Raw genomic sequence first — 12,216 nt, forward strand, 5'->3', positions numbered from 1 at the left:
GACAGAGAGTAGGGAGTGCTGATGCCGCGGATTGTGGGCAGGCAGGACGAGGGCGCACTGGTAGTGGCGGCCGGCGGGGTCTGCGTGGTCGTCGAGCCGGAGGACCGCGATGCGGACGGCCGCTGTACGACCGCGCCCGAGGCACTGCTCGTGCGCCCGGTGCGGAGTGCTTCGGCGGCATCGGGATTCGTGGCCGCGGACGAGCCGATGCCGGACGGGCTGCTGTCGGCCGAGCAGATCGACGCGCTGCTGAACTGGGAGGCCGGATACGTCGACGGCGTCGCGGACGCGCCGGATCGGCCCGGTCTCAGCGGAATCGAGGCCGATCGATACCTGCGCGACCGGCCCGACACCGGCGACGTCTACCGCGGTACCGCGGGCCCGGTCGATCGGCCGTTCTCACTGGAGCCGCGCTCGTCCGGCGCCGAGGACGACAGTGACGGCGCCGCAACGGAACTGGATATCGAACCGGACCTGCTCGTCCAACTCTGCGCGTCGATGGCTCAGGTCGAGGACCTGTCCGGCGCGCAGATCGTCGCGGACGCGGCCACCGATCTGATCGACCGGATCAGCTATGTCGCGACGGTGGGAGAGTTCTATCCGGTGCTGGCCGCGGCCGTGGCGGCCGAGACCGTGCCCGACCTCGCCGTCGAACTCACCGACGGCTTCAACGCCCAAGAGGTCCTGGATTTCCTGCGCCGCTTGGTCGCCGAGCTCGACGACCGCAGGCCGTGGCCGGAACCGGCACTGACGCCGGTGGATCCGCGGACCTGGCCGTCGCAGGGCGCCAGTGTGCCGATCGGGTGGTTGGACCTCACCATCACCGATCTGGAGTGGGCGGTGAAAGCCGGCTTCGCCGATGTACCGGTGGGGGAGCACCCGCTGCTGGTGCTTCGCATGCGCGACGGGCAGTTGGTCGCGCTGGTCGGCGATGCGCAGCCGAATCCGGTCCGGTTCCTGGTGCTGGTGCCCGACACCGCGGCCCAGCCCGACCCCGCTGAGGTCCGCGACTATCTGGCGCGCTACGCCGGGCTGCGGGTCGAAACGGAAGATCTGGCGGCGGCGCTGGTGGAGGTGGGGCAGGCATGATCCGTCCGGAGAACCGCGGTGCGGCGAGCATGGCGGCCGATCTGATCGACGCCGTCACCGGGGCTATCGGCAGACTGGACGAGATGCGTTCGGCCAGTGCGGCATTGACCGCGTCGGCGACGGTCGAGCACGGCCGGATCACGGTGGTGGTCGACGCGTCGGGGTCGATCGTGCGGACGATCTATGCCGAGGGAGCGGACCAGCTCGGCTACGGTCAGCTCGCACGCGCCACCGTGCAGGCGGCGCAGGCGGCCGCCGCGGAGGTCGAACGGAAGAAGAAGGAGCTGCTGAGCTCCCTGGCCGGGCTGGGGCCGGGGTTGCCGATGGCCGCGGACCTGCCCGCGGAACTGGCTGCCTTGCGCGCTCAGGTACCCGAACCGAAACGGGCGCCGCTGACCGCGCCGGCCGAGCGCGCCTCGGGCGGCGAGCGCGCGGCGCGCGACCGCATCTTGGACCGTTGAGCGACGCTGCGATCGTCGCGGGAAGGAAGCCTCCGATGGACAGTGAATTCGCCGGTGCCGTCACCGAATTCCAGAACAAGATGGCCCAGGTCGCGCAGGTGCAGGACGAATGCGCGCAACTGGTCGCCACCGGCTGGGCGCGGCGGCGCGCGGTCCGGGTGACCGTGAACGCCGACGGTGTCGCCATCGATATCAAGTTCGGCGCAGGCGCCAACGAGCTGACCCACGACGAACTCGCGGCCGCCGTCACCGAGGCATCCCAGCAGGCGGTGCGCGACGTCGCGGCGCAGGTGCGGAAGGTGGTCGCGCCCTTGACGGTGGATCGCGTGGCGGCCCCGGGTCTGGCCGATCTGCTCGGTGCGGTCGATTCGCTGCGGGAGCAGCTGCACTGAACTCAGTCGGTGAGTCCGGCGACCGCCAGCTGTGACCACGCGCCCGCCAGGTCGGCGGGTTCGGCCGGATGGAACGCCGCCTCGGCGAGTGCGCTTGTCACCGAACCGCTTTCGGCGGCGGTGAGCAGCGCCGCGACGGCCGGTCGGGACGCGGTGGCGCCGAGCACGCGGCAAACGATGTCGATCACCGTCTCCGGTGTCCACATGCCGGGGATCGCCGGTCCGATCGTGGTCGGCGCCGGCGATTGCCCGCTCGACCACGCCGCGCCGTCCCACCAGTAGCAGAACGACAGCTGCGCGGTATGGGCGCGATGATTCAGCACCGAATCGTCGAGCCAGTCCGGTGCGCCGGCGTAGTACGCGGGAACCGGCGCGCCGTCGTTGTACGCGGCGTCCAACTCCGGTGCGTTCCACACCCCGCCGGACAGTACCGCGCGGCCGCGGGGCAGCAGGTGCAGGCTGGCGCCGCTGCCGTCGGTTCCCTCGAAAACGCCGGTGGCGCCGAGAATTCGAGGCCCCCACTCGGTGCCGATCGCCACCGCGGCGGCGGCGACGACTGCCCAGCGCGCCCAGACGGTCGGCGCGGGGAGGAACCGCACGGGCGTCGCGGGCGCGCGCTCGATCCGGGCCGCGGCCAATGTCGCGGGCAAGGACCGGCCTTCGTTCTCGGCCCATAGCCGTGCGGCCAGCCACACGGGCAGCCGCTCGCGGGGAAACTGCGCCAGATCGGCCCGGTAGGCGGCCGTCGGCAGCAGCCGGTCTGCCGGGAACGCGACATCGCCGTAGCCGAATTCGTAACCGACCGCGCCACTTTCCTCGCGCGTCAGGCTGACCAGCCACCACGCCCGTTCATCCGGGGCTATCGTCAGTGCCCGGAGTGCTTGGACCAGTTCCCCTGCCTCCGTAGGTATCTCGACGACAGTTGGCACATCGTCGTGCAGGAACTCCGCATCGCCCGAGACCGCTGCCACGGTCACCGAGAACCGCATGCGCAACCGCTGCCAGCGGGGCGGAGCCGACGGCAGCAGCAGCTCGGTGATCTCGGTGGCGAGTTTGTCCGCGGACCGGCGTAATTCGTGATCGCGGTCTTCGTGTTCGGCCTCGGTGGTCGGTTCTGAGATCGGCGGTGTGGCGAGTTCGGTTGTTTCTGAGTCGGATTCGGTGTTCAGCGTGAAGAAGACATCGGGGCTGTCCGACGCGTCGGTTCCAGGGGCCTCGGTGCGATCGTGATGCGGGCTCGGCGCTGGATCGTCCTGGGGCTCAGGCGTTGTCGGGTCCATCGGAGGCACAAGGCTCTTCGTGCTCGCCGGGTTCGGGTGCAGGTTTTTCATCGGTTCCCCCTGGCAGCCAGAAGTCGAAGGTGGGTGGTAGCAGCGCGGTGAACGGGTCCGGCATGCCGTGGTCGAGCGGAAGTTTGCGGGATTTCGGCTTTCCACTCATGTAGCCGCCGTCGATCACCGTGCGTTCGGTACGCAGGCCTGCCTCGAATTCGGCGATCTGGCGTTCCAGCCGGTATTCGGTGGTCCCGGTCGCCTGCTCGAGCGCCGTTTGGTCGCGGTCGGAGTGCTCGATCTCGGTTCGGCGCAGCTCGATTTCGCGTTGCAGTTGTTCGTGGTGGGCGAAGGGGTGGGTGGTCTCCAGGCTGCGGGGTTCGACGCCATGCGCGTGGCCTGCTGCGGCGGCCGCGCGGCCTGCCTCGTCGAGTTCGGCCATCGCGGTGCGCGTGTCGCGCGCGATCTGCTCGCGGTGGCGGCTCGCCGTTTCGATGCCGGATCTGAGGTCGGCCAGTTGCCGGTCGACCACGGCGAGCCGGGCGTTCCCGTCCTCGATGGTGCGGTCCTGGGCTTTCAGTGTGCTGGACAGCTCGTCGATTTCGGCGCGCAGGGCGGGGCGTTGTTCCTCGGGCGCGTCGGCGTGGGCCGCGCGTGCCCGCTCGAGCTCGGTCTTGCTGGTCGCTCTGGCGGTCGTGGTGTCGGACACGGTGTTTCGATGCGTGCTCCGCTGCTCGATCAGCTGCTCCATGCCCCGCTCGGCCGACCGAAGGTAGGCCCGGTTGACCCGCGCGTCCGCGTCACGCAGGGCGCCGAGGTGCGCGTCGACGGTGGCCAGTTTGTTCCGCACCGCCACCACCGACGGGTCCTCGAGCTGCTTTGTCGCACTCGGCGCGGCCGACGGGTCGGGGCCCTCGCGTGTCGGCACGGTATCGGCCGAGTCGAGATCGGGCCTTCGGTGTGGTCCGGAGTCCGGGGGCGTGGCCGGTCTGATCTCGGATTCGTCGGACCGTGCTGCCGATGGTCGCGATTCGGCCGAGGTGCTCGGACCGGCATCGTCAACCGAATCACGCTGCCCCGCAGCGGAATTTCGCGGGCTGTCGCCGTCGGCGTGCGGGAGCGGCGGTAGCGGCTTCTCTGCGCGAGGAGTCGGGGGGAGCGGTTTGTCGGTGTCGGGGGCCGGACGTGCCTGCGGCGCGGGCGCGCTGGTGACCTGCTGCTGCTCTTCGGCCTCCAGCCTGCTCTGGACGCGGGCACGCGTCGTGGCGTCGGCGGCCACGGCCTCGTCGTAGCGGCGCATGGCTTCCTCGACGCCGCGGCGCGCCTCCGGACTGTCCAACGCGGCCGCCGCGCGATCCTGCGCCCGCACCTGGTCGAGTTGCGCCTCGAGCACCGCGCGCCGGGCTGCGGCGAGTTCGGCGACCTGCGCACGTTGGGTAGCAGTATGCGCGTCGCGGTGCGCGCGCCGCGCGACAGGCTCGGCGTCGGGCGTTCGTTCGGCATCACGCGCCGCGGCCCGGTCTCTGGCCCGCGCCGCCTGGTATCCGGCATCGTCACGGCCGCGGATCTTCGAGATCAGTTCCTCGGTGGATTTGAGCGTGGTCGCACGGCTGTGCCCCTCCGCCGCGGACCCGGGGTGGGTCTGCGGCGAATTGTGCTGTTGCGCACCATGGTCTGTGCGAGTCGCGGCCGGTTCCTCCCCGCGCATGCCGATGTAGCCGCGCTGCCCGCCGATCAGTGAGTTGCTCGCCAGCGCGCCGATGAGGCCGACCGTCGGGTCGAACGAGCCGGTGAACCCCATGGCGATACCGCCACCTACGAGGCTGGAGACCACCGTCGGCACCGTCCCGGAGAGCACGCCGAGGCCCGCGCCCCACACTCCGGCGGTCGGGTCCTTGCCGCGGCTGGTCAAGAACCTGCCGCCGTATTTGCTCAGATTGGTCGCGACGAGCGCACCGGCGTACCAGCCGCCGGTGGAGGCGACGACCGACATCCCGAACTGGGTGGCGTCGAACTTGTCGCGATGTCCCTTCGAGATCTGGATGCCCTGGATCGTCGCGTCCAGGCCGCCGGACCAGATGAGGTTGTTCACCGCCTTGGAGATGAGGAACTGCACGGTGTCGGCGGGAAGTTCGGCGAGCGTGCGCGCCGTGGTCGCGCGGAATCCCGCGTTGAGGAAGGTCTGGAAGAGTCCCGGGGTCGCCTTCGCGGTGAGCGCCGTCGGATACTTCGCGACCAGGCCCGCGATGACGCCGGGCTGGTCGGTCACCCGCGGCAGGAACCGCAGCGTCTTCACCAGGTACTCGCCGATATGGGGGATATTGCCGAGGGCGGCCAGCGCGCGATTGCTGACCCGGTACAGCGTGGCGCGGGTGGCGCCGATGGCCGCGGCCTCCACCGCGGGCGCGGTGGGCGGCCACAGCCACGCGCCCGCGATCTGCGCGGCCAGCATGGTGGTCGCGAAGATGGTCATCAGCTTGGTGGCCTCGAGGGTGGTCGCGGCGTTGCGGGTGGCGGTGCCGATCTGGCGAAAGTCCTTGACCAGCTGGTCGATCGAGTGTTCGCCGGTCTGTAGCTGACCCAGCGCCGACGCGATCTGGTCGCGGCCGGCGCCGGACCCGTAACCGTTGATGGCATGGCCATGGGCGGTCTGGATGACCGGAAGCACCTGCTGCTCCAGGCTTTCGGCGGCATCGAGCCAGGCCTGCGCCATGGCGAACATGCGGTCCTCGTCGCCGTCGGGCCATACCTGACCGACCACGTAGGTCAGAAAGCGCAGCTCCTCCGGCCAGTGCAACGACATCGGCGTCGCTCAGAACGTGTCGGAACTGCCGAAGTCGGCGGACTCCGCGGCGTTCGCGGCCCGGATCAATCCGCTGCCGAAATCCTCGACGGTGCGCACCATTTGGCGGCCACCGCTCAGCAGATTGTTACGTGAACTGCGGTATCCCTGCTCGCCCTCGGCGAATTCCCGGCCGTAGGAATCCCGCCCCCAGGTCTCGGGGCCGTATCCGTCGATGGCTGCGGCCAGGGTGTGCATCGTATTCTCGAATGCGGCCTTGGCCGCGAGTAATTCGGTGCCACCCGACCGTACCTCGGCGGGGTCGACAATGATTTTTTCCGACACGGTGAGCGCCTCACCTTCATCGAGCTCGGATTCGGCGAAATGGCCAGTCCTGTCAGTGATTCCATTTGTAGATAGCACAATTCGAGGTGGCGGACCAGTGTTTCGCCGAGACGCGCGGGATGCGCACCGTGTGGGTGGATGGGCCGCCGGGCAGCGCTCGTCCGGTCGGACCGGGTAATTTATGTCCAAGGTTGGACATTGAATGTCCTGTTTCGGACAAGGGCACGGTTGATGACACTCGAGATGAACCCCCCACGCCCCGCCGATCAGACGGGCGGTCGCGCCGAGCCGATGCGCCTGGCGCGGTGGCGCCGCCGCCTCGTTCTGCTGACCTTATGCGCCGCAGCGTTTTTGATCAGCGGGGATACCGCACTGCAAAGCATCGGCGTGCACACTCTGCTCCGGCAATTGGGGCACCGGCCCGACATCGCCATCTCGCTGTGGCTTCCGGCGGCACACGCGGTGTCCTACGTGACGTTGTTGCTGATCGGCGGCGTGCTCACCGACCGGCTCGGCGCCAAACGGGTCCTGATCATCGGCTACCTGATGTACCTGGCCGGCGCCGCGACACACGTGAGCGTCCCGGATACGCCTGTTGCCCTGTTGATCGCGCGCATCACCATGGGCGCGGGCTCGGCGGCGGTCCTGCCCGCGACGCTGGCGATGGTGGTGCTGGTCTACGGGGAGGGCAGCCGCAGGGCACGGGCGCTCACCATGTGGGCGGCATGCTCCGCGGCAGGCGCCCTGATGACCCTGCTGATCGCCGCGGTGGTGCTGAACCAGGTGTGGTGGCCGCACGTGATGGCCGGGCTGGCGATCGCGGATCTGGTGGTGCTGGCGCTGGCCGTCGTGATCGTGCCCGCCGTCCCCGCGGACCCGGCGAGCCCGGTCGACTGGCTCGGTGTCGGTGTCGCCACGGTGGCGGTCGGGCTGCTCGCGCTCGCGCTGTACCAGGCGCCGTACTGGGGTTGGACGTCACCGGGCTTCGCGCTCGCGCTGGTGAGCGGTCTGGTGTGCACTCTCGTGGCCATGCGCGTGCGCGACGGCGGTTCGCTGCCGCACGACTGGCTGGTGCGGGCCGAGCCGCGCGTGCGACTGGTGATCGTCGCGCTCGGCGCGGCCATTCTGGCGATGTTCGGCATGGTCGTCCTGGCCGTGCAGTATCTGCAGGTGCTCGGCGGTCGGGTGCCCGCGGTCGCGGGGCTCGCGCTGTTTCTGCCCGCCTGCCTCGCTACCGCCGTCGGCGCGAAAATCGGTGCGGCACTGCAACGCGCCGGCTGCGTGGTCGCGGCGTCGGTGATCGGCGCGACCACGATCATGGACGGGCTCGCCATCGGGCTGACCGCAGGAGAACCGGGCGGACTCGTCCCGCTCGTCGCCATGGTGACGGTCACGAGCCTGGGCTGTGCCCTGGTGCTCGGTATCGCACTCGAGGTGGTGAGCGCGGTCCACCCGGCCACGCGGACCGGTGTGCCGTGGGGCGCGCAGTTGATCATCGTGCAACTGAGCGGGCTGCTCGGGGCGGCGATCGTCGGCGGGCTCGTCGAACGTGGCTATCAGGCGCGTTTCGTCGTTCCGGCGGATGTGCTAGCCGTCGGCGGCGCCGGTATCGGCCAGGATCCGGTGGGGGACGGGGTCCGTGCGGTCGCGCTCGCGGGTGAGCAGCTCGGAAACCCGCTCGCCGTGGCCGTGCGCAACGCGTTCGTCGGTGGATATCACGACGGTTTGCTCGCGATGATCGCCGTGGTCGCGGTGAATTTGGCGGGCATTCTCTTCGCCAGCGTGCTGGCCCGGAAGTCGGCCGGGGTAGCGGAAGTTCGGCGCGGACCGACCGGCTGAATTCGAGACATCAAGAAATTGACGAAACCTCAAGGGAATCCAAAGATCCTTGGGGAGTTGTTCGGTTGTATTTGATTTTTGTAAATTATTCCCGCCGTGATTGACGAATTCCGCAGCGTGTCCATAATTGTCTCCGGGGACTTATCGAAAGGCCGGCACCTGTCATGCGGAATACCGAAACCAGCACGCCAGCGGCCCGCGCCAACGGTCGTACGGGTACCGCGCGACGGGCACCGTCTCGAACGTCGGCGGAGGAGGCGCTGGCGCGATTGCGCGCCGAACGGGCTCAGCTCGAACAGGGCAGGCTGTTCCGGGAAACCCTCGTCGAGGAGGCCGAGCGACTGCACGAGGAGATCGGCGCACTGCACGAGGAACTGCGCGAGATCTACCGCCAGCTCGGCGGGCTGCGTAAGCGGTTCCCCAGCCTGCCGCCCGCGCCGCGACTGGCCGGATACCCGCCGGTGGCGGTCGCGTCTGTGCCCGCAGGTGGCTCGCGGTCGATCGCGCCGCAGGCCTCGGCATGACGTAGCGGGCGGATTGCCCTTAGCCTGAGGTAATCTCACTTCCCGGTTGGATGAACCTTGGGTTACGGGAAGGGCCGGGGGTTGCTGCGTGTGGTTGTGGTCGAAGACGATGCCGGTATGGCGGAGGCCGTCATCGACGGGTTGCGCGCACACGGTTTCGGCACTGTCGACCATTTGACCAGCGGTCTCGACCTGCTGACCGCACACTCCGCCTTCGACGCGGTGATCCTCGATCTCGGCCTGCCCGACCTCAACGGCTATCTCGTGCTGCGCCAATTGCGCAAGGTCAGCGACGTCCCGGTGGTCGTGCTCACCGCCGAGGACGACGAGGTCGCGGTGGTTTCCTGTCTCCGTGCGGGCGCGGACGACTACGTGGTCAAGCCACCACGGGTCGGTGAGCTGGCCGCGCGGCTCGAATCGGTCGCCCGCCGCCGCGCCGCGCAGCCGTGCGCGTCGGTCGTGGTCACCGGTGATGTCAAGGTGGACCTCACGGCGCGTTCGGTCGAGGTGGCCGGGACGGCGATACCGCTGACCCAGAAGGAATTCGCGGTCGCGCGGGTCCTGGCCGAACAGGCGGGCACCGCGGTGGGGCGGGACAAGATCATGACCGAGGTGTGGGGCGTGAAATCGCAATCCACCTCCCGTTCGCTCGATGTTCACATGGGCGCGTTGCGTGCCAAGCTGAACCGGCCGGGTCTGATCGTCACGATCCATGGTTTCGGCTATCGCTGGTCGCACTGAGAGGGGCGCCCGGTGCGCGCTCGGCTGGTAACCGCATTCACCGCGTTGGCGGCGCTGTGCATGATCTGTTTCGCGGTGGGCATCGCCGACCAGCTGGCCACGAGCCGGACCCGAGGTCTGGTGATCGATCGGATACAGGACGCCAACCGGTTCGCAGTGCTGGCCGCGACCGCCCCTGACCGCCTGTGCGGCGAGATACAGAGCTACCACGACAGCACCAGCAACGGCGTGCTGGTGCGCGGCGCGGACGGTGCGGTGCTGTGTGCGGTCGGCGTTGATCAGGCCGATGCGCGGCTGCGCGCCGCGATGAGCGAGCGGTCCTGGCTGCGGATGCCACGACCGCTGTATCCGTGGAACACCGAGCAACTGCTGGTCGCGCAGCCGATCGGGACGCCACCGCAGGCGGGTGGTGTCGTCGCGATCGCGGTGTCGACCTCGGTGACCCGCGCCGCGATCGTGGTCCGGTGGACCCAGCTGGCCTGCGTCACCGCGACGGCGCTGCTGATCTTCTCGGGGCTGGCACTGCTGGTGTCGGGCTGGATTCTGCGCCCGGTCGCCGGGCTGACGCGCGAGCTGGACGCGCTGCGCTCGACCCTGCCCTCGCATCGCAGCGCGCCTCGACGCCCGCCGATGAGCGAAGGACCGCCCGAGATCCTGCAATTGGCCGACGGCGTCGAGGCGGTGACCCGAGCGGTGGCCGCTTTGGCCGCCGCCGAGCGTCAGCACGTGGTCGACACCGCGCATTCTTTGCGCAATCCGCTTGCCGCGCTGGCGGTTCGGTTGCAGGCGCTGCAACCCATGCTGGCCGCGGACCGGGCCGCCGCGACCTTCGTGAGCGTGGTGAGCGAGGTGGATCGACTGACCGAATTGCTCGACGGGTTGCTGGCCTCCGCGGTGGCCGACGCCGCGGCCGACAAACCGCGCGGATCCGCTACGACAGGGTGCGACGTAGTGCAGGCGGCCGCGGATCGGGTGGCCGCATGGCACGACGCTTACCTGCGCGCGGATCTCACCCTGAGCTTCGAGGCGTCGGTCGGGGTGGCGCGCACGCCGGTCCCCGGCAGCGTGCTCACCCAGATTCTCGATGTGGCGCTGAGCAATTCGGTGCGCTACGCGGGTGCGGGGGCGCGCACCACGGTCACCGTCGACCGCGAGGCGGAATCGGTCGTGGTGTCGGTGGCCGACACCGGGGTCGGGGTGCCGCAGGACGAACTCGACCTGCTCACCACGAGATTCTTCCGAGGCGCGCACGCCGCCGAGGGCGGGTCGGGCCTCGGCCTGCCGATCGCCGCGACCCTGGCGGCCCAGCACGACGGCTTGCTGTTCGTCGAATCAGCGCAACCGCACGGGTTGGTGGTGACGGTATGTCTGCCCGCCGATCCGGCCGACCTTACATCTGAGTGAACTGCTGAATGAACGGTGAACATCGCCGTTCCCGCGCGCGGTTCGTCCGCGTCCATCCGAAGATCGAGCGGTGGCGCGGCGGCACTCGCGCCGCGTGGTCAGCCCATGGCGCTGAGTGTTACCGCAGGACAACGGGTAAGGAATCGAGATGGCACCGCAGCCGTACAACGGCCGTACGGTTCGGGTCGACCCCGACGCGTTGATCGACAAGGGCAAGAAGCTCGCGGAGTTGCCGAGCGAGCCGAATGGCCTGTTCGAGATCCTCACCACGCTGAACAACAACCTGCAGCGGCTCGGCCAGCCTTGGGGCGACGACAAATTGGGCAAACAGTTCGCCGAAGGCTCCGAAGGGTATCTGGCGGCGCGGGAATCGGTGGTGGGCAATGCCAGCACCGACTCCGACGCCACGGGCGCCGTGCCGATCTACGGGCAGCTGCTGGTGAACTACGGCCGGACTATCGAGCAGGCGGGCAAGGCATTCGGACTCGGCGAGGATCTCTACGCCGAGTGGATACTGAAGAACTACGTCGATGAGGACGCCAAGGGCGATCCGGGGCCGTACAAGGGGCCGGTCAGTTCCGACCCGAACTACGGCAAGAACGGGGACGGCGGCGGTGACAAAGGCCCCTCGGCACCGCCGCCGCCCCCACCCGGGTCGCACGGACCCGGTGGCGGTCCGGACAGCAAGGTGCCGGGTGGCGCGCCCGGTGTGGGCGCGGGCGGCCCCGGGCCAGGCGTCGGCTCCGGGCCCGGCGGCGGGCTGGGTGACGGGCCGAAACCCGAGATGCCGAAGCCGCAGATCGGCGGCGCGCCGCAGCCTCCGACCGCGGGCGAGTCCGGCGCCACCCCGCCACATACTCCGGATCCATCACTGCGGCAAGGAGATTCCAGTGTGCTGTCCGGTGGTCCCGGGTTGCCTGACCCGTCCCTGACCCCGGGGCCGCTGGGCGGTGTGCCCGGGGTGTTCGGTCCGAACGCGGTCAGGCCGATCGATCCCGTCACCGGTCTGCCCATAGACAAGCCTGGCGGTCAGGGCAGCGGATCCGGCACGGGCGGCAAAGGCGGGGGCCTCGGTGGTGCCCTGGGCAACCCGGCCCTTCGGTCGGTGGGCGCCTTCGACGGCGAGAAGCTGGCGGGCAAGAACGTGCCTGGTGTGAACCAGACCCGCGCCGTGGCGCCGGGTACCGGGCCGATGCCGGGCATGCCCGGTGGCATGCCCTCCGCTGGTGCGGGCGGCGGAGCGGGGGACAACCGCGACAAGCAGCGGGAGCGGCGCAAGGTATCGCCACAGGTCGACGAGCCCGCCGACAGCACCGACGTCAACGACCCGTGGCAGCGTTCGGGCTGGCGCACCGGAGATCGATAGCC

The 12,216-nt window shown here is 69.6% G+C and carries 11 protein-coding genes; 8 read left to right on the forward strand and 3 right to left on the reverse strand.

The features are described 5' to 3' along the window. The first annotated feature begins 21 nt into the window (after window positions 1–21). From F5X71_RS08230 to F5X71_RS08240, 3 genes are read left to right on the forward strand one after another with little or no spacing between them, the layout of a single operon-like run. Entirely contained in the window at window positions 22–1,089 is a 1,068-nt protein-coding gene (locus F5X71_RS08230; protein WP_167461404.1) for a hypothetical protein, read from the forward strand. Continuing rightward, the gene (locus F5X71_RS08235; protein ID WP_167461405.1) at window positions 1,086–1,550 is read left to right on the forward strand and encodes a hypothetical protein; all 465 of its coding nucleotides are present in this window, start codon (window positions 1,086–1,088) and stop codon (window positions 1,548–1,550) included. The genes F5X71_RS08230 and F5X71_RS08235 overlap by 4 nt, the downstream gene beginning before the upstream one ends. Window positions 1,551–1,585: 35 nt before the next feature. Continuing rightward, entirely contained in the window at window positions 1,586–1,942 is a 357-nt protein-coding gene (locus F5X71_RS08240) for a YbaB/EbfC family nucleoid-associated protein (RefSeq protein WP_167461406.1), read from the forward strand. A gap of 2 nt (window positions 1,943–1,944) precedes the next feature. Here F5X71_RS08240 and F5X71_RS08245 read toward each other — a convergent pair whose 3' ends face one another. From F5X71_RS08245 to F5X71_RS08255, 3 genes are read right to left on the reverse strand one after another with little or no spacing between them, the layout of a single operon-like run. Next, window positions 1,945–3,222, reverse strand: coding sequence for a hypothetical protein (locus F5X71_RS08245; RefSeq protein WP_167461407.1), 1,278 nt, complete (start codon window positions 3,220–3,222; stop codon window positions 1,945–1,947). Further along, window positions 3,203–6,016 carry a hypothetical protein gene (locus tag F5X71_RS08250; RefSeq protein WP_167461408.1) on the reverse strand — a complete coding sequence of 938 codons (2,814 nt, stop codon included), beginning with the start codon at window positions 6,014–6,016 and terminating at the stop codon, window positions 3,203–3,205. The genes F5X71_RS08245 and F5X71_RS08250 overlap by 20 nt, the downstream gene beginning before the upstream one ends. A 9-nt stretch (window positions 6,017–6,025) precedes the next feature. After that, window positions 6,026–6,340, reverse strand: coding sequence for a hypothetical protein (locus F5X71_RS08255; protein ID WP_167461409.1), 315 nt, complete (start codon window positions 6,338–6,340; stop codon window positions 6,026–6,028). A gap of 291 nt (window positions 6,341–6,631) precedes the next feature. On the opposite strand from F5X71_RS08255, the gene F5X71_RS08260 reads away from it, so the two are divergent. The 5 genes from F5X71_RS08260 to F5X71_RS08280 all read left to right on the forward strand — a co-directional run bounded on the left by F5X71_RS08260 (window position 6,632) and on the right by F5X71_RS08280 (window position 12,214). Further along, window positions 6,632–8,179 (forward strand): MFS transporter, encoded by a 1,548-nt coding sequence (locus tag F5X71_RS08260; protein ID WP_275106794.1) that lies wholly within the window; start codon window positions 6,632–6,634, stop codon window positions 8,177–8,179. 164 nt (window positions 8,180–8,343) lie between these two features. Next, on the forward strand, window positions 8,344–8,703 hold the full coding sequence (locus tag F5X71_RS08265) for a hypothetical protein (protein ID WP_167461411.1): 360 nt from the start codon (window positions 8,344–8,346) through the stop codon (window positions 8,701–8,703). A gap of 84 nt (window positions 8,704–8,787) precedes the next feature. After that, window positions 8,788–9,444, forward strand: coding sequence for a response regulator transcription factor (locus F5X71_RS08270; protein ID WP_167466308.1), 657 nt, complete (start codon window positions 8,788–8,790; stop codon window positions 9,442–9,444). A gap of 12 nt (window positions 9,445–9,456) precedes the next feature. Further along, window positions 9,457–10,848, forward strand: coding sequence for a sensor histidine kinase (locus F5X71_RS08275; RefSeq protein WP_167461412.1), 1,392 nt, complete (start codon window positions 9,457–9,459; stop codon window positions 10,846–10,848). Window positions 10,849–10,996: 148 nt separating this feature from the next. Continuing rightward, window positions 10,997–12,214, forward strand: a complete 1,218-nt coding sequence (locus F5X71_RS08280; RefSeq protein ID WP_167461413.1) for a hypothetical protein — start codon at window positions 10,997–10,999, stop codon at window positions 12,212–12,214. Window positions 12,215–12,216 lie beyond the last annotated feature (2 nt).

The sequence above is a fragment of the Nocardia brasiliensis genome, assembly GCF_011801125.1.
Lineage (GTDB): Bacteria > Actinomycetota > Actinomycetes > Mycobacteriales > Mycobacteriaceae > Nocardia > Nocardia brasiliensis_C.

Excerpts from the sequence above, each read along its gene's own strand:
- F5X71_RS08230 (WP_167461404.1), top strand. The coding sequence starts at position 22 with ATGCCGCGGATTGTGGGCAGGCAGGACGAGGGCGCACTGGTAGTGGCG.
- F5X71_RS08235 (WP_167461405.1), top strand. The coding sequence starts at position 1,086 with ATGATCCGTCCGGAGAACCGCGGTGCGGCGAGCATGGCGGCCGATCTG.
- F5X71_RS08240 (WP_167461406.1), top strand. The coding sequence starts at position 1,586 with ATGGACAGTGAATTCGCCGGTGCCGTCACCGAATTCCAGAACAAGATG.
- F5X71_RS08245 (WP_167461407.1), bottom strand. The coding sequence starts at position 3,222 with ATGGACCCGACAACGCCTGAGCCCCAGGACGATCCAGCGCCGAGCCCG.
- F5X71_RS08250 (WP_167461408.1), bottom strand. The coding sequence starts at position 6,016 with ATGTCGTTGCACTGGCCGGAGGAGCTGCGCTTTCTGACCTACGTGGTC.
- F5X71_RS08260 (WP_275106794.1), top strand. The coding sequence starts at position 6,632 with ATGCGCCTGGCGCGGTGGCGCCGCCGCCTCGTTCTGCTGACCTTATGC.
- F5X71_RS08265 (WP_167461411.1), top strand. The coding sequence starts at position 8,344 with ATGCGGAATACCGAAACCAGCACGCCAGCGGCCCGCGCCAACGGTCGT.
- F5X71_RS08280 (WP_167461413.1), top strand. The coding sequence starts at position 10,997 with ATGGCACCGCAGCCGTACAACGGCCGTACGGTTCGGGTCGACCCCGAC.